17 protein-coding genes are annotated in these 16,283 nt (G+C 41.3%); all 17 read left to right on the forward strand.

The window, feature by feature from the left end:
• The 17 genes from fliH (at position 1) to cheY (ending at position 16,274) form a co-directional block, all read left to right on the forward strand.
• Positions 1–819: a flagellar assembly protein FliH gene (fliH, locus tag ACGHEH_RS16765; protein WP_390447564.1), complete on the forward strand. Its 819-nt coding sequence runs from the start codon at positions 1–3 to the stop codon at positions 817–819.
• Positions 820–837: 18 nt separating this feature from the next.
• On the forward strand, positions 838–2,169 hold the full coding sequence (gene fliI / locus ACGHEH_RS16770; protein WP_390447567.1) for a flagellar protein export ATPase FliI: 1,332 nt from the start codon (positions 838–840) through the stop codon (positions 2,167–2,169).
• The gene (fliJ, locus tag ACGHEH_RS16775; protein WP_390447569.1) at positions 2,169–2,612 is read left to right on the forward strand and encodes a flagellar export protein FliJ; all 444 of its coding nucleotides are present in this window, start codon (positions 2,169–2,171) and stop codon (positions 2,610–2,612) included. Before fliI ends, fliJ begins: the two co-directional genes overlap by 1 nt.
• A gap of 86 nt (positions 2,613–2,698) precedes the next feature.
• Entirely contained in the window at positions 2,699–5,188 is a 2,490-nt protein-coding gene (locus ACGHEH_RS16780) for a flagellar hook-length control protein FliK (RefSeq protein ID WP_390447572.1), read from the forward strand.
• Positions 5,189–5,234: 46 nt separating this feature from the next.
• Positions 5,235–5,759 (forward strand): flagellar basal body-associated protein FliL, encoded by a 525-nt coding sequence (gene fliL, locus ACGHEH_RS16785; protein ID WP_390447574.1) that lies wholly within the window; start codon positions 5,235–5,237, stop codon positions 5,757–5,759.
• 10 nt (positions 5,760–5,769) lie between these two features.
• Positions 5,770–6,864, forward strand: a complete 1,095-nt coding sequence (gene fliM / locus ACGHEH_RS16790) for a flagellar motor switch protein FliM (protein WP_349287165.1) — start codon at positions 5,770–5,772, stop codon at positions 6,862–6,864.
• A 23-nt stretch (positions 6,865–6,887) separates the two neighbouring features.
• Complete coding sequence (fliN, locus tag ACGHEH_RS16795; RefSeq protein WP_138483366.1) at positions 6,888–7,286, forward strand: flagellar motor switch protein FliN; 399 nt, start codon at positions 6,888–6,890, stop codon at positions 7,284–7,286.
• Positions 7,283–7,681 carry a flagellar biosynthetic protein FliO gene (gene fliO, locus ACGHEH_RS16800; protein ID WP_390447578.1) on the forward strand — a complete coding sequence of 133 codons (399 nt, stop codon included), beginning with the start codon at positions 7,283–7,285 and terminating at the stop codon, positions 7,679–7,681. Before fliN ends, fliO begins: the two co-directional genes overlap by 4 nt.
• Complete coding sequence (gene fliP, locus ACGHEH_RS16805) at positions 7,674–8,414, forward strand: flagellar type III secretion system pore protein FliP (protein ID WP_390447580.1); 741 nt, start codon at positions 7,674–7,676, stop codon at positions 8,412–8,414. Before fliO ends, fliP begins: the two co-directional genes overlap by 8 nt.
• 1 nt (position 8,415) lies before the next feature.
• Entirely contained in the window at positions 8,416–8,685 is a 270-nt protein-coding gene (fliQ, locus tag ACGHEH_RS16810; protein WP_138483360.1) for a flagellar biosynthesis protein FliQ, read from the forward strand.
• A 2-nt stretch (positions 8,686–8,687) separates the two neighbouring features.
• Positions 8,688–9,467 (forward strand): flagellar biosynthetic protein FliR, encoded by a 780-nt coding sequence (gene fliR / locus ACGHEH_RS16815; protein ID WP_390447584.1) that lies wholly within the window; start codon positions 8,688–8,690, stop codon positions 9,465–9,467.
• Between the two features lie 3 nt (positions 9,468–9,470).
• A complete protein-coding gene (gene flhB, locus ACGHEH_RS16820) occupies positions 9,471–10,601 on the forward strand; it encodes a flagellar biosynthesis protein FlhB (protein ID WP_390447586.1) in 1,131 nt (376 codons plus the stop codon).
• 69 nt (positions 10,602–10,670) lie between these two features.
• Positions 10,671–12,770 (forward strand): flagellar biosynthesis protein FlhA, encoded by a 2,100-nt coding sequence (flhA, locus tag ACGHEH_RS16825; RefSeq protein WP_390447589.1) that lies wholly within the window; start codon positions 10,671–10,673, stop codon positions 12,768–12,770.
• Positions 12,771–12,792: 22 nt separating this feature from the next.
• A complete protein-coding gene (flhF, locus tag ACGHEH_RS16830) occupies positions 12,793–14,262 on the forward strand; it encodes a flagellar biosynthesis protein FlhF (protein ID WP_390447592.1) in 1,470 nt (489 codons plus the stop codon).
• On the forward strand, positions 14,255–15,115 hold the full coding sequence (locus ACGHEH_RS16835) for a MinD/ParA family protein (RefSeq protein WP_138483351.1): 861 nt from the start codon (positions 14,255–14,257) through the stop codon (positions 15,113–15,115). Before flhF ends, ACGHEH_RS16835 begins: the two co-directional genes overlap by 8 nt.
• 26 nt (positions 15,116–15,141) lie before the next feature.
• Positions 15,142–15,852 (forward strand): RNA polymerase sigma factor FliA, encoded by a 711-nt coding sequence (locus tag ACGHEH_RS16840; protein WP_390447842.1) that lies wholly within the window; start codon positions 15,142–15,144, stop codon positions 15,850–15,852.
• A 38-nt stretch (positions 15,853–15,890) separates the two neighbouring features.
• Complete coding sequence (gene cheY, locus ACGHEH_RS16845; protein WP_390447594.1) at positions 15,891–16,274, forward strand: chemotaxis response regulator CheY; 384 nt, start codon at positions 15,891–15,893, stop codon at positions 16,272–16,274.
• The last annotated feature ends 9 nt before the right edge of the window (positions 16,275–16,283 follow it).

The raw sequence follows: 16,283 nt of genomic DNA on the forward strand, positions 1-16,283 counted from the left end.
ATGAGTGATAAAAAGTTTTATAAAGGCAGGCCGGTTGAAGGCGAAGCCATTGATGAATTGCTAAAGAGCTGGCCTATTCCGGATGTTAGCGAAGATCCGACCAAATTCTCAGGCCGTTCAACAGCATTTGGGCAACCACTTGAGCAAGTTTATCAAAGTCAGCAACATGTGCATGAAGATGAACCAGAAACGCAAGAGCCTGAAGAGTTTCCTACACTGACGCTTGAAGAACTTGAGCAGATCCGTCAAGACGCTTATGAAGAAGGGATCAAGCAAGGTCACGAACAAGGTTATATCGAAGGGTTCGATAAAGGAGTTACTGAGGGAAAAGAAGCTGGTTATAAAGAAGGTCTAGAAATAGGCAAAGAGCAAGGCTTGAACGATGCCAAGCCTCTGGTTGAAGAGAAGTTACAGTACTTAGGTCAGTTAATTGAAGGTATGGCTGCGCCTTTAAATAAAGTAGATGAAACGGTAGAAAAGCAACTTGTTCACCTTGCCAAATTATTGGCGGAGCAAGTGGTGTTTAAAGAGCTACAAACTCACCCAGAGCTTATTTTAGTGGCACTGAAACAAGCCATCGATGCTTTACCTATGGGAGAGCAAGCGGTCAAAATTCATTTGAACCCAGAAGACCTAAGTTTAGTAGAAGAGGCCTATGGTGCAGAGCATCTGCAGCAACAGCACTGGCAGCTGGTGGCTGAACCAACATTAGACAGAGGTGGTTGTGAAGTAAATACAGCCCAGTCTTCGATAGATATTACACTTAAAACTCGATTAATCGAAATTATGGAGAAGTTTTTGCATGATAGTGGTATCTAATACCAAAAACTATCATGCATGAGTGTCGAAAGTCCTTTAGCTGAGCGTTTAACACGCTATCAAAAAAACATTAAGCCATTTGCTACGCCCGTTGCTGGCAGCTTGACTCGCGTGGTGGGATTAACCCTCGAAGCGCGAGGTTTGAGTGCACCTGTTGGCAGTCAATGTAAAATCGAAACCATTCGCGGTTTTGTCGATGCTGAAGTGATTGGCTTCAACGGCGATACACTTTATCTCATGCCAAACGATCACATTTCTGGTGTATTACCAGGTGCGCGAGTGATCCCACAATTAAACGAAACCGGCCTACCAGTTGGCATGTGCTTACTAGGTCGAGTCGTTGATGGCCTTGGAAGACCATTAGATGGTTTAGGTGCCATTGAAACAGAGCACTATCTTAAGTTTGCTCAAGATCCAATCAACCCACTGGCGAGACGCCCAATCAGTCAACCTATGGATGTGGGTGTGCGCGCAATAAACTCGATCATTACCGTTGGGCAAGGTCAGCGTATGGGTTTATTTGCAGGCAGTGGTGTGGGTAAATCAGTTTTGCTTGGCATGATGACCCGTGGTAGTGAGGCGGATGTCATTGTTGTAGGCTTAGTGGGAGAGCGTGGCCGCGAAGTAAAAGAGTTTATTGATGAAATCTTAGGCCCAGAAGGTAGACGCCGCTCGGTTGTGGTTGCGGCTCCCGCTGATGCTTCTCCTCTGATGCGTTTAAAAGGTTGCGAGAGTGCAGTAACTATAGCAGAGTACTTTCGCGATCAAGGTTTAAATGTCTTATTACTTTTAGATTCAGTGACACGCTATGCTATGGCGCAGCGTGAAATAGCATTGGCGGTCGGTGAGCCGCCAGCAACTAAAGGCTACCCGCCTTCGGTATTTGCAAAACTCCCTGCGCTGGTGGAACGGGCCGGTAATGGAGGTGAAGGGCAAGGATCTATTACGGCATTCTTCACTGTTTTAAGTGAAGGTGATGACATGCAAGATCCTATCGCCGACTCAGCGCGTGCAATTTTAGATGGACACATTGTTTTATCCCGTGAACTGGCTGACAGCGGCCATTACCCGGCGATAGACATCGAAAAGTCTATTAGTCGTGTTATGCCACAAGTTGTTTCTGAGCCACATATGCAGCAAGCGCGAGTACTAAAACAAGTTTACTCAATGTATCAGCAAAACAAAGACATGATCACATTAGGTGCTTATCAACAGGGGAGTGACCCTATGCTAGATCAAGCCATACAAATGATGCCGCAAGTGAATGGTTTCTTGCAGCAAGGTATGAAAGATGTATTGCGTTATGACGAGTGTTTACAAGGCCTCGCACAGTTACTAGGACAAGGCTAATGGCGAAAAATAAATTAGATTTATTACTCAAGCTTGAGACCGATAAAGAAGAAAATTTACGCGTTAATTATGTTCAAGCGCAACAAAGCTTTATCAGTAACCAACAAAAGCTCCAGGGTCTAAACGACTTTCGATTGGAGTATAGCCAGCAGCTTCACAGCAAAGCCAAACAAGGTATGAGCTGTGAAAGCATTAAACAGTACAATTCATTCATTAATAAAATTGAAGAAGCGATAAATCAGCAAGCAACAACGGTGAGAACGGCGAAACAAGTTGAAGAGCAGCGTCGAAAACTTTGGCTAGCTCAACAAGCGAAAACTAAGGCGATTGCAAAGTTAATTGAAAAGAAAGTTATTGAAAAGCAAGCAAAAGAAAATAAAGCAGAGCAAAAAATATTAGACGAGTTCGCCACGAATATATTTATGAGACGTGTTGCAAGCTAGCTTGGCTTAAATATTGCAAAGTTTTTAAAGATTATAGAATTTATTACTAATGCGGCTTAGTGTTGCCGCTCTAAAAAGGTGTAGATATGCTTAATTTAAAATTAGAAGTGGATCTAAAATTGAGCCAAGCTGAAAAAGCGCGATTTGCCAGCGAAAAAGAGCAAACAGATAAAAGCGCCTTTTATTCAGAGTTAGAGCGTGCTGAAAAGGCATCAACAAGTGTTGATTCACCGAAAGTCACTACTAAAAATAGTGCTCATGAACAACATGCTGATGAAATAACTCAAAAGCCAGCCAGTGAGCATAATGAGAAAGTCAGTGATACAGACAAACCTATGGCGGTTGGTTCTAAAAAAACTGAAGCTTTATCTAATAGTGATTCAGAGAAAGAGAAGAAAAAGTCGAGTGAAGCGTCTTTAGTAGAAAGCGCCCGTGAAGCGAGTGAACAAGCTATTGATGATAAGAAAAAAAACTTAGAACAAATAGCTACGACAAAAGACACTGAGCAAAAAGCAAATAGTATTTTTTATCATGGACAACAAAATCATGTTCAGGTAAGTGCTGAAGGTCAACAAACAACTAAGCCTGTTGCTGATAATAATACTTTGGATGCTGGTCAAGTCGAACAACCTGAAATTGCCAAGCCAAATAAACAAAATATTAATACATCTAGTCAAACTGATACGCTTACAAATGCTCAAGTTGAGCCTACAACATCTGATAAGCTAATTGCGCACATCCAAGCTTCGACTTCTCAAACTACCGATGTAAAACAGCATCTTGCGCCAGTGCCAAAAGCATTGAAAGACGTACTATCACAGTTTGATAGCAGTAAAGAAATTTTGCCTGTAAACACAGAGAAAAAAATTGATAAAATTTCGCCACCAGATTTAGGACATGGTGAAACTGAAGTTGTAAAAGTAATGTCTGCTAAATCTGAACTAATTTCATTACTTGGTGGGCAAATGCAGGTGGATGAGAAATCAGCTAGTGATACTGGTGAAGCCAACGCTGCATCGTCATTAGTAAGTAAAGCAACTCAAGAACCTCAGGGTCTATCTAAAGACGTCAAAGCGCAAGTTTTAAACGAACAAATACAATCTCAGCCTGTTGCTCAGTCAGGTAAGGTAAATGAGGAGATTAAGGAGTCGGTTAATACTCAGGCTAGTAAAAGTGAAAAGCTAATTAGCAATGTAGCTGTTCAGCAAACTTCACCTAAATCAAGCGAAAAGCCATCACTTATGGTAACGAATGAGGTGCAACCAGATGCTGAGGTTAACCAAGTGTCAGATTTAAATACGATTAAGAAATCTGATATTAATGTTACTCAGAAATCAAATGAACAAAATAATAAATCATCTCAAATACACGCTGATAAAAGGGTTGATACAATAACAACTGACTTTAAGCAACCTGTAAAAGAACCCACAGCAGATAATGTTTCTATTTCTAATGAAGCAAAAGTAGTGACACATCTAGATAAGGAAACCGAACGCCAAGAAGGCAGTAATCGAGTTACAGATAAAGTGGCACATTTGGCAGATAAAACGCCTGTCAATCCAAGCACTTTAGAGCAGCAAATAAAGTCACTTCCAAATCAAGATAAACTTGCATTACAACAATCATTGCAACAGGCCGTTGATAGTGGAAAGCTAGATGACGTGCAGTTAGAACGTGCTGAACAGACTTTATCAATACTTAAATCAAGTAATGATATGCAGAGTCAAGATAGTAAAAAAACAGATCAGAAAGTTGTCAATGTTATGTGGGGCACTGCAACTCAGACTAAAGGCAGTGCAGATTTAGCAAATTACAACAGCACAAAAGTAACGACTCAAAGTTTATCTGAGACAGCTCAAGCATCTGTAGAACAAACAAAGAATGAGCGAGTTTCAATGGCTGATTTATCAGATGTAATGCAGGCCAATAATGAGCAGTTTGCAAAGCAAAGCCGCAAAGCTGAGATGAGCCCGCAAACAGAGAATATTTTTAAGTCAATAATACAGCAGACACCATTAGCGAATGTGCAATCAACACACGGCTTAGATATTTCTCAATCAGTTCAGCAGTTTGATAATGTATTGCAAAATGCGCAAACGCAGCAAAGTGCATCAGTCACTCAAAAAACAAGCACTGACCCAAATATTGCTCAAACTTTTAACTTGCAGAAAAATGATGCGGTAAAAGCATTACATGACAAAGTAAATGCAATGCTGAATATTAATAATAAAGAAGCGGAAATTCGACTCGATCCGCCAGAGCTAGGCAGTATGCAAATTCGCATTCGTAGCGAAGCTGAGCAAGCACAGGTGAACTTTGTTGTACAAAATCAGCAAGCAAAAGAGGCATTAGAGCAATCTATGCCTAAACTTAAAGAAATGCTCGCTGAACAAGGTATCCAACTAGGAGAGAGTAATATTCAACAGGACTCCGGTTCAAGTTCTGAGCAAAGTACTGATGAAGCTCAAGAACTTGGCAATTCAAAGCTTGCTAATCAGGAATCACAAGCGCAAAATAGCCAACAAACTAGAACAAATTCATCAAGCAGTGAGTCTGGCATAGATTACTACGCTTAACAGCTGCTAATATTGATTAGATTAGAATAAAATTTGAAGGCTGGGCATGGCAGAAGAAACTGATTTAGAAATTGAAGAGTCGGGTGGCGGCAAGAAAAAGCTCATTATTATCATTGCTGCGGCTGTAGTTTTAATTGCAGGTGCTGTTGGAGCTTTTTTATTTTTATCAGGTGATGAAGAACCGGCTGAGACTTTAGCCGAAGAAACGGTTGCGACAGAGGCTACTTCTGAATCCTCAGGTGCAGAACTTGGTAGTGCATTATACGTAGCCATGCCAAGACCTTTTGTATTCAATGTGCCTGGCGCAAGCCGAGATCGAATTGTACAAATTAAAGTGCAACTTCTTGTTCGTGGTGACGTTAATGAAGAAGTTGCTAAGAAACATATTCCACTTATTGAAAGTACATTACTAGGTGTGCTTTCAACCACGACCGCTGACGAGTTAAGTACTTCAGCAGGTAAAGAAACTATCCGTCTAACCGCCTTAGATAAAGTGCAGGCCGCGATGGAAGCTGTTGAAGGCAGCAAAGTGATCGAACGCGTGTTATTCACCGGCTTTGTTATGCAGTAGCGAGGGTTAAGTGAGCGATTTATTATCCCAAGACGAAATTGATGCGCTCTTACACGGTGTTGATGAAGTCGAAGAAGACGAGATAGTCGAAGAGGGCGGTGAGTCCTCTGCTGGTGCACTGCAGTATGACTTTTCTTCTCAAGATCGTATTGTTCGTGGTCGTATGCCGACCCTTGAGATCGTTAACGAACGATTTGCAAGGCATATGCGGATCAGCCTATTTAATATGATGCGCCGCACCGCCGAAGTATCTATAAATGGCGTGCAAATGCTCAAGTTTGGTGAATACATACATACCTTGTTTGTTCCAACTAGCTTAAACATGGTGAGATTTAGACCTTTAAAAGGTACTGGTTTGATCACCATGGAAGCGCGCCTAGTATTTATTTTAGTAGATAATTTCTTTGGTGGTGATGGCCGTTACCATGCAAAAATTGAAGGCCGTGAATTCACGCCAACTGAACGTCGTATTGTGCAGATGCTACTTAAAATCATCTTCGAGGATTACAAAGAAGCATGGGCGCCTGTAATGGATGTGTCTTTTGAGTACTTAGACTCAGAAGTAAACCCAGCGATGGCGAATATTGTGAGCCCAACTGAAGTGGTTGTTATTAGCTCATTTCATATTGAGCTAGATGGCGGTGGAGGTGATTTTCATATTTCATTGCCTTACTCAATGCTTGAGCCCATTCGTGAGCTGTTAGATGCCGGTGTACAATCTGATACAGAAGATACTGACTTGCGCTGGAGTAAAGCGTTACGTGATGAAATCATGGATGTCGAAGTAGAGCTATCTACGCAACTATTAGAAATAGATTTATCATTAGAACAGGTTATGGGGCTTAAAGCTGGGGACGTTATTCCAGTTGAAATGCCAGAGCATATAACTGTTTTTGTTGAAGATTTACCAACATTTAGAGCGAAAATGGGCCGTTCTAGAGATAATGTTGCACTACAAATTAGTGAAAAAATTAAACGCCCTGAGTCTGTTAAATCTGAGCTGCATGTTTTCACAAAAGGTGGGAAAAAGCTCGATTCTGATGCTGAGCTGGCAGAGCTAGAGGAAGATCTACACCTATCAGAGGGTGTGGATTTAGATTGGTAAGGTTAACTATTAGGTTTTAAGTTATGAGCGATGATCAAGATACTATGGATGAATGGGCGGCGGCCTTAGCTGAAGCAGAAGGTGCCGATGATGGCGGCGATGTTTCGGTTGCTGAGCTCGATGAGTTACAAGATTCGTCTCAAAGTTTATCGGCAGAAGAAAAGCGTAAGCTTGATACTATTTTAGATATCCCAGTCACCATTTCGATGGAAGTGGGTCGTTCTAAGATTAATATTCGTAATTTACTTCAGCTTAACCAAGGCTCAGTTGTTGAGCTTGATAGAGTTGCGGGTGAGCCTCTGGATGTGCTTGTTAATGGTACTCTCATCGCTCACGGAGAAGTCGTTGTCGTAAATGACAAGTTTGGTATTCGTCTTACAGACGTTATCAGTCAAGTTGAGCGAATTAAGAAACTACGATGAGAAAGGGGTTGCTTTCGGTTGCAGTGTTTTCCGCTCCGGCACTTGCTGGGTCAAGTAATATAGGTCTTAGTAGCGATTTAGTATCAATGAGCCTATCACTTTTTTTGGTGTTAGGCTTAATTGTTGGTTTGGCGGTACTTTTAAAAAGACTTAATCCTAGTCTAGGTAATAACCCCGACTTTAAAGTTGTTAGAAGCTTTCCTCTGGGTAACAGAGAACGTTTGATGGTGATTGAGCTTGATGGTAAGCACCACCTACTGGGAGTCACTTCTCAAAACATTAATTATTTGTATCAGCTCGAAACGCCCCTGAGTAACCAAAATACCCCCGCTTTTGCAAAAGAGTTAAGCCGCTTTATGATGCCAGCCAATAAGAAGAACAATACAGATGATTAAATTAAGTGTAGGCATATTACTTTTGTTACTCGCGCCTTTTGCTGGCGCAGAGGGGATAGAAGCGCTAAGTGTTACGACGAATCCAGATGGATCTCAAGAGTACTCTGTAACACTACAAGTTTTGGCTTTAATGACAGCCCTAAGCTTCATTCCGGCCGCAGTTATTATGATGACCTCTTTTACTCGCATTATTGTTGTGCTGGCTATTCTTCGACAAGCAATCGGTTTACAGCAATCACCTTCTAATCAGATTTTGCTAGGGATGTCGTTATTTTTGACTTTCTTCATTATGGCGCCCATATTTTCGCAAATTAATGAAAGGGCGGTTCAGCCATATCTCAATGAAGAGCTCACATCAATCCAAGCACTTGAACAAGCGAAAGAGCCGATAAAAGCATTTATGTTATCGCAGACAAGAATAAAAGACCTTGAAACTTTTGCGAAAATTGCGGGCTATGACCAACTTGATAGCCCGGAAGACACCCCCTTTGTAGTGATTATTCCGGCATTCGTTACGAGTGAATTACAAACCGCATTTATCATTGGTTTTATGTTCTTCATTCCATTTTTGATTGTTGACCTCGTCGTTGCCAGTGTTTTGATGGCTATGGGTATGATGATGTTATCGCCAATGATTGTTGCGTTGCCATTTAAGATCATGCTGTTTGTTCTTGTTGATGGCTGGGGGTTAGTTATGGGGACGCTTGCTCGAAGTTTTGGCTTAGGAGTCTGATATGGAACCGGAAGTTTTTGTCGACATATTAAGTGATGCATTATTCGTGGTTATAAAGCTTGTTTCAGCGATTGTTGTACCAGGTTTATTAATTGGTCTTGTAGTGGCTGTCTTCCAGGCTGCGACATCAATTAACGAACAAACGCTCAGCTTTTTACCTCGTCTTATCATTACAATCCTTGCTTTGATCATTGGTGGTCATTGGATCACGCAAATACTAATGGATTACTTCCAAGGGTTGATTATGCAAATCCCTGAAATAGCAGGGTAATAATGGAGTTTCCTTTTGCTGTTGTTATCCAATGGCTAAGCGACTTTATCCTGCCGCTCGTTCGAGTCACCAGTATGATGATGATAATGGCTGGTTTGGGCGCAAAAAGTGTACCTTCACGCATTAAATTAGCCCTGTGTGTCGTAATCACCTTTGCCGCAATGCCTATGTTGCCTAAATCTCAATTTATTGATCTTTTTTCTTTTGCCATGGTGTTAGTCGTAATTGAAGAGATGATCATAGGCTTTGCAATTGGCTTTGCTTCGATATTACTCTTGAATACGTTCATCGTGGCAGGTCAAATTCTCGCAATGCAAACAGGCCTCGGTTTTGCTTCAGTTGTTGACCCTGCCAACGGATTAAGCGTGCCAGCAGTAGGTCAGTTTTATCTGATCCTCTCCACATTACTGTTTTTTGTCTTTAACGGTCATTTGATGCTGATCCAAATGGTGCTTTATAGTTTTGAAAGTATTCCGATTGGACAATTTACATGGACAGTAGATAACTATTGGCAAATTGTAAATTGGGGGGGCTGGATGTTTGCTACAGCACTAGCGCTTTCTTTAGCCCCTTTGACCGCTATGCTGGTAATTAATTTATCATTTGGGATCATGACGAGAGCTGCGCCTCAGATGAATATTTTTTCAGTGGGTTTTGCATTTACTTTGGTTGCTGGATTAGTGATTATATGGGCTACTCTAGGTAACTTCATTGTGCAATATGAATATCAGTGGCTTAAAATGACTGAGCTACTATGTAATTTAATTGGGTGCACGGTGTAAAATATGGCTGAAGATTCAGGTCAAGAAAGGACCGAAGAACCCACCGACAAAAAAATAGATGAATCCCGAAAAAAAGGGCAAGTTGCCCGTTCAAAAGAATTAGGCACTACCTTTGTACTGATATTCTCAGCGGTTGCATTACTAATGTATGGACCCGCTATCGCGAAAGGCTTATATAACATAATGGGCCGAGGTCTCTCGTTAAATCGCAATGAAACATACGATACAACAAAAATGTTCTCGGTCTGGGGAGAGATGCTTTCTGAATTATTCTTTCCAATGGCGATGTTTGTTTTTATCATCGCCATCGCGGGTATTGTTGGCAATACCATATTAGGTGGGTTTAATTTCAGTTGGCAGGCTGCAGCACCTAAGGCAAGTAAAATGTCGCCTATGAAAGGTGTTAAACGTATGTTTGGACCTCAAGCCGCCGTCGAATTGTTGAAGTCTGTGTTGAAGTTTGTTTTAGTTGCTGGCTTTGCAATTCTGCTCATTCAAATATTCTTCTACGAAATACTTCATTTAAGTATTGAGCAGGTCCCGAGTTCTATCATCCATGCGCTAGAGATATTGGCCTGGATGTTTTTAGCATTGAGCTGCACGATGATCATCATTTCAGCCATTGATGCACCATATCAAAGTTACAATCATCACAAGCAATTGAAAATGACTTTGCAAGAAGTGAAAGATGAATACAAAAACTCTGAAGGTGATCCCCAAATAAAGGCACGTATTAGAAGAACACAACGAGAAATGTCACAAAGGCGTATGATGCAGGACGTGCCAGATGCTGATGTTATTGTAACTAACCCAACCCATTATTCAGTTGCACTTAAATACGATACTGAAAAAGCGGGCGCCCCAATTGTGCTTGCTAAAGGTATCGATGAATTAGCAATGCAAATCCGAAAAATAGCGAAAGGTAATGAAGTTCCTATTGTTGAATCGCCAATCTTAACGCGCTCACTTTATCACACAACAGAAGTGGGTGATCAAATCCCTGACCAGTTATTTACAGCTGTTGCGCAAGTATTAGCCTATGTATTTCAGCTAAAACGTTATCAAAAAGGTCGAGGTAGAAGGCCGACTAGTTTAAGTAAGAATTTACCTATTCCAGAAGATATGAGGTACTAGCAAGTAAATACATCTTGGCTTACAAATTGCTTTATTAGACCAGTGTCAATATTTTGTAGTTGTTAAGTTATGGATTTTAAAGCGGTTTTACAAAGTCTTAATGAGAATAAAAAAGACTATGCGAAAGGGGTCGGAACGCCATTATTAGTGCTTGCGGCTTTGGGCATGGTAATTTTGCCTTTACCTCCATTCCTTTTAGACATTCTATTCTCTTTTAATATCGCTTTGGCATTGGTGGTATTACTCGTCACTGTATACACCATGAAACCACTCGAATTTGGCATGTTCCCAGCGGTTCTGCTTATTGCCACCATTATGCGTTTAGCCTTGAATGTAGCCAGTACTCGTGTTGTATTATTAGAAGGCCACAATGGCGGAGATGCCGCAGGTAAGGTAATTGAAGCGTTTGGTTCTGTGGTAATTGGGGGGAACTATGCCGTTGGTTTAGTTGTTTTCTTAATCCTGATTATCATCAACTTTGTGGTAATCACAAAAGGTGCTGGTCGTATCTCAGAGGTATCTGCGCGTTTCACATTAGATGCTATGCCTGGTAAGCAAATGGCTATCGATGCCGATTTAAATGCTGGTTTTATCAGCGCAGATGAAGCACGTAAACGTCGTGATGAAGTAACACGTGAAGCAGACTTTTATGGCTCAATGGATGGTGCCAGTAAGTTCGTAAAAGGCGATGCAATAGCAGGAATTGTGATTTTAGCTATCAACATCATTGGTGGTTTATTTGTTGGCATGATCCAACATGACTTATCGTTTTCAAAAGCCATGGAAGTATACACATTACTTACCATTGGTGATGGCTTGGTTGCACAGCTCCCTTCTCTTTTACTTTCAATTGGTACTGCAATCGTCGTTACTCGCCAAAATGAATCTCATAACATGGGGGAGCAGTTTAAAACTCAACTAGGGAATGAGAAATCTCTCTATATTGCAGCAGGTATCTTAATCGCGATGGGCTTAGTGCCAGGTATGCCACATATTGCATTTTTAAGCTTAGGTACGTTGCTTGGCTATCTGGCTTATTACACACAACAGCAAAAAGCAAAAGCTGCAGAGCAAGAAGCGCAACAACAGGCAGCAGGTGGTGATATTGCAAATAAGCCTCAAGAGCAAAAAGAGCTTGGCTGGGACGACGTTCAACCAGTTGATGTGATTGGCCTGGAAGTTGGCTATCGATTAATCCCGCTTGTAGATCAAGCTCAAGGTGGTGAATTGTTAAGTCGTATTAAAGGTGTTCGTAAGAAGCTTTCACAAGAGCTAGGTTTCTTGGTTCCGCCTGTGCATATTCGTGATAATCTTGAATTAGATCCAAATGAATACCGTATCACCTTAATGGGGGTTGGCTCAGGTAATGGGGAATTAAAACATGGTGATGAATTAGCTATAAATCCAGGACAAGTATTTGGTCCAATCAATGGCGTAGCAACCACAGATCCAGCTTTTGGCTTAGAGGCGGTTTGGATCAAACCGGAACAAAAAGATGAAGCGCACTCATTAGGTTACACTGTTGTAGATGCAGCGACTGTAGTCGCAACTCATATTAGTCAATTACTTACAAACAACGCATCATTGTTATTAGGGCATGAAGAAGTACAAAATTTATTAGATATGCTTGCTAAGTCTCATCCTCGTTTAGTTGAAGGCTTAGTACCAGATATTCTTCCACTCACTACGGTTGTTAAAGTGTTGCAAAACTTACTGAATGAAGGTGTTGCAATCCGCGATATGCGCTCGATTGTTCAGACCCTTGTTGAGTATGGACCGCGTAGTCAAGACCCTGATGTATTAACCTCTGCAGTGCGAATTTCACTGCGTAGATTAATTGTGCAAGACGCGGTTGGCGGTGCAGATGAAATCCCTGTCATAACATTGGCGCCTGAGTTGGAACAGATGTTGCATCAGTCACTTCAGAACGCGGGTGATGAAGGGGCTGGAATAGAGCCAGGCCTTGCGGAGCGACTTCAAACATCATTAAGAGAAGCGCACCAAACGCAAGAAATGCTAGGCGACCCATCCATCCTTCTAACCTCAGGTATGTTAAGAAGTGTGCTTTCAAGATTTGTTAAACATACGATCCCAGGTCTTCGAGTGATGTCATATCAAGAAGTACCAGATGAAAGACAAATCAAAATTGTAAGCTCAGTTGGACAATAGATAGGAATTAAGGGGTTGTAACATGAAAATTAAACGTTTTTTTGCCAAAGATATGCGCACAGCACTGAAAGAAGTAAAAGAAGAGCTTGGCGCTGATGCTGTGATTATGTCAAACAAGAAACTGGCAGATGGTGTAGAAATTGTTGCAGCCGTGGATAATGACAGAGCGCCAGAAACACCCGTTGAGGCGCCACGAGTAAATCCAGCACCAGCACAAACTCGAGCTGTGCAACCTCGTATTGTTCGCCCAGAACCTCAGCGTGCAAAACCAGAACCTCAAGCTCAAGTAGCAGACAGTTTACAGGCTCTATTAGACAGACAAGCTCCAAAGCCTCGTTCGCCTGAGCTTGCATCTATGTTCTCTCAATCAGGCATTAATACCGAAGAGGTATTTAAACCTCGTCAAGCGACTGAAGAGCGTTATGAGCTTCCAACCTCAACACAAAACTTCAGAGCTGAACCAAATGTTAAAACTCAACAGCAAGCGCAATCATGGAGCTTTGATGATGACCTTGATACAGGGTTTGCGGATGATTTTGAACCTGCGCCAAAAAAAGTCGATGAAATGGCAACCATGAGAGAAGAAATGAATGCCATCCGTCAATTACTTGAACACCAAGTATCAGGCTTAATGAAGCAAGAAATGGAAAGAAGAGACCCAACTAGGGCTTGCTTAGTTGATCGTTTGCAAGGCATGGGTGTTGACAAAGAAGTAGCTGAACAAATGGCTTGTTTCATCCCTGATGACGTTTCTCGCAAAGAAGCATGGAATTCATTGCTTGAAATGGTGGCAAATCAAATGCATACAACTAATAACGATATTCTTCGTCAAGGTGGTGTATATGCATTAGTAGGTCCAACTGGTGTAGGTAAAACAACGACAGTCGCTAAACTTGCTGCATTAGGCGCGCAGAAATACGGTGCAGACAAAGTTGCGTTAATCACAACTGATACTTATAGAATTGGTGCTTATGAGCAGCTGGCAACGTACGGCAGAATTATTGGTTGTCCAGTAAAACAAGTAAAAGATGCCAATGAATTAGCAGAAGTTTTATATCATTTACGGAATAAGCGTCTAGTATTAATAGATACTGCGGGTATGAGTCAAAGAGATATTCGTTTAACAGAACAACTAAATACTTTAATGAGAAGTTCTAGGGTCGATATAAGAAGCTATTTGGTTTTGAGTGCAACATCGCAAATGCATGTATTGCAAGAGGCTGTTCGTCACTTCCAAAAGGTGAATTTAAGTGGTTGTATTTTTACAAAACTTGATGAATGTCTAAGTTTAGGCGAGATTATTAGTATTGCGATTCAAAATCGCTTGCCAATAGGGTATCTTACTAACGGTCAACGAGTGCCAGAAGACATTCGTGTAGCAAATGCTCGTAAAATGGTCAAAAAGGCTGAGCAATTGTATTTAAAGAGAATAAAAGCACAACATTCGCGACGTGTACCTGTAGCGTCTCAGACAGTAGGAATGTATGATTAACACAGTATTAGATCAAGCAAGTGGCCTGCGTAGAATGAATCAAAATGGCAACCATGGCGTAAAAGTAATTGCAGTAACGGGTGGTAAAGGAGGGGTTGGTAAAACCAATGTCTCATTAAATACGGCTATTGCACTTGGTCAGCAAGGAAACAGAGTACTCGTCCTAGATGCCGACTTAGGTTTGGCAAATTGTGACGTGATGCTTGGTTTAAGAGTTGAAAAAAACTTATCTCATGTCCTGTCGGGTGAATGTGAGTTAGATGAAATCTTAGTTGAAGGACCTGCAGGTATCAAAATTGTACCGGCTACCTCAGGTTCACAAAATATGGTTGAGTTGACCCCAGCAGAGCATGCAGGTCTCATTCGTGCCTTCAGTGAATTAAACACAGAATTTGATATTCTAATTGTTGATACCGCCGCGGGCATTTCTGACATGGTGCTTAGTTTTTCTCGTGCAGCCCAAGATGTGATGGTTGTTGTATGTGATGAGCCTACTTCAATCACTGATGCGTACGCACTTATTAAGGTTCTCAGTCGTGAGCATGGTGTTTACCGTTTCAAAATTGTTGCTAACATGGTTCGAAGTTTACGCGAAGGTCAGGAGCTTTTTGCTAAACTTTCTAAGGTTACAGACAGATTTTTAGATGTTGCACTAGAATTAGTTGCAACCATTCCGTTTGATGAAAATATGCGTAAGTCTTCTCGCCGTCAAAAAACCATTGTTGAGTTATTTCCAAATTCTCCGGCAGCGGTTGCATTTAGAGGTTTAGCGAGTAAAGCAGTTAAATGGCCAATACCACATCAACCTTCTGGTCATTTAGAGTTTTTTATTGAACAGCTAGTCAACGGATAACTATGTCGTCATCGATGGGTAAAGCGATGGGCTATCAAACTACAGACAATCTCAATAGAGTGATAGAGCGTCATACCGGTCTTGTCAAAAAAGTGGCGTGCCATTTGTTGGCTCGCTTACCTGCAAACATTCAGTTAGATGACCTTGTGCAATCAGGCATGATAGGCTTGATTGAAGCCAGTAAAAATTTTGACGCAAGTAAAGGCGCAAGCTTTGAAACTTTTGCTGGGATCAGAATTCGAGGCGCAATGCTAGATGAAATTCGTCGTGGAGACTGGGCGCCAAGAAGCGTTCATAAAAATAGTCGTATGGTCGCTGAGGCCATCGCTAATCTAGAAAGCGCCTTAGGTCGAGAACCTAAAGACACTGAAATCGCTGAAAAACTTGATATTCCTCTGGATGAGTACCATCATATTCTACATGATGTGAATGCGAGTAAAATCATTGGAATTGAAGATTTAGGCGTCGATGAAGACGTAATCACTCCAGTTAACAATGATTTAGCGCTAGACAAACCGTTCAATAACGTTAAAAATGAGCGTTTTAACGAATCGTTGCTCACGGCGATTCAATCGTTACCAGAAAGAGACGCACTTGTCTTATCTCTTTACTATAACGATGAAATGAATTTAAAAGAAATAGGGCAAATACTCGAAGTAAGTGAATCTCGAGTAAGCCAAATTCATGGGCAGGCAATGATCAGGCTTAGGGCTAAAATCAATGACTGGGTCAATTAGAGTAATAATAATAGGTTCAAACCTCACTGGAGGATGTTTTGGATAAAAACATGAAAATTCTTGTGGTTGATGATTTTTCTACGATGAGAAGAATAATCAAAAACCTGCTTAGAGACTTAGGTTTTACAAACGTACAAGAAGCAGATGATGGCAGTACAGCTCTCCCTATGCTTCAAAACCAAGAATTTGACTTCGTAGTCACGGACTGGAATATGCCAGGCATGCAAGGTATCGATCTTCTCCGTGCTATTCGTGCAGATGACAGCCTTAAGCATATACCAGTACTTATGGTGACAGCTGAAGCGAAAAAAGAGCAAATTGTTGCTGCGGCGCAAGCTGGTGTAAATGGTTATATTGTAAAACCATTCACTGCTGGAACACTTAAAACAAAATTAGAAAAAGTGTTTGAACGTTTAGCCTAAATAACTGAG

This window comes from Pseudoalteromonas sp. MTN2-4, assembly GCF_042848605.1.
In the GTDB taxonomy this organism is placed as follows: domain Bacteria; phylum Pseudomonadota; class Gammaproteobacteria; order Enterobacterales; family Alteromonadaceae; genus Pseudoalteromonas.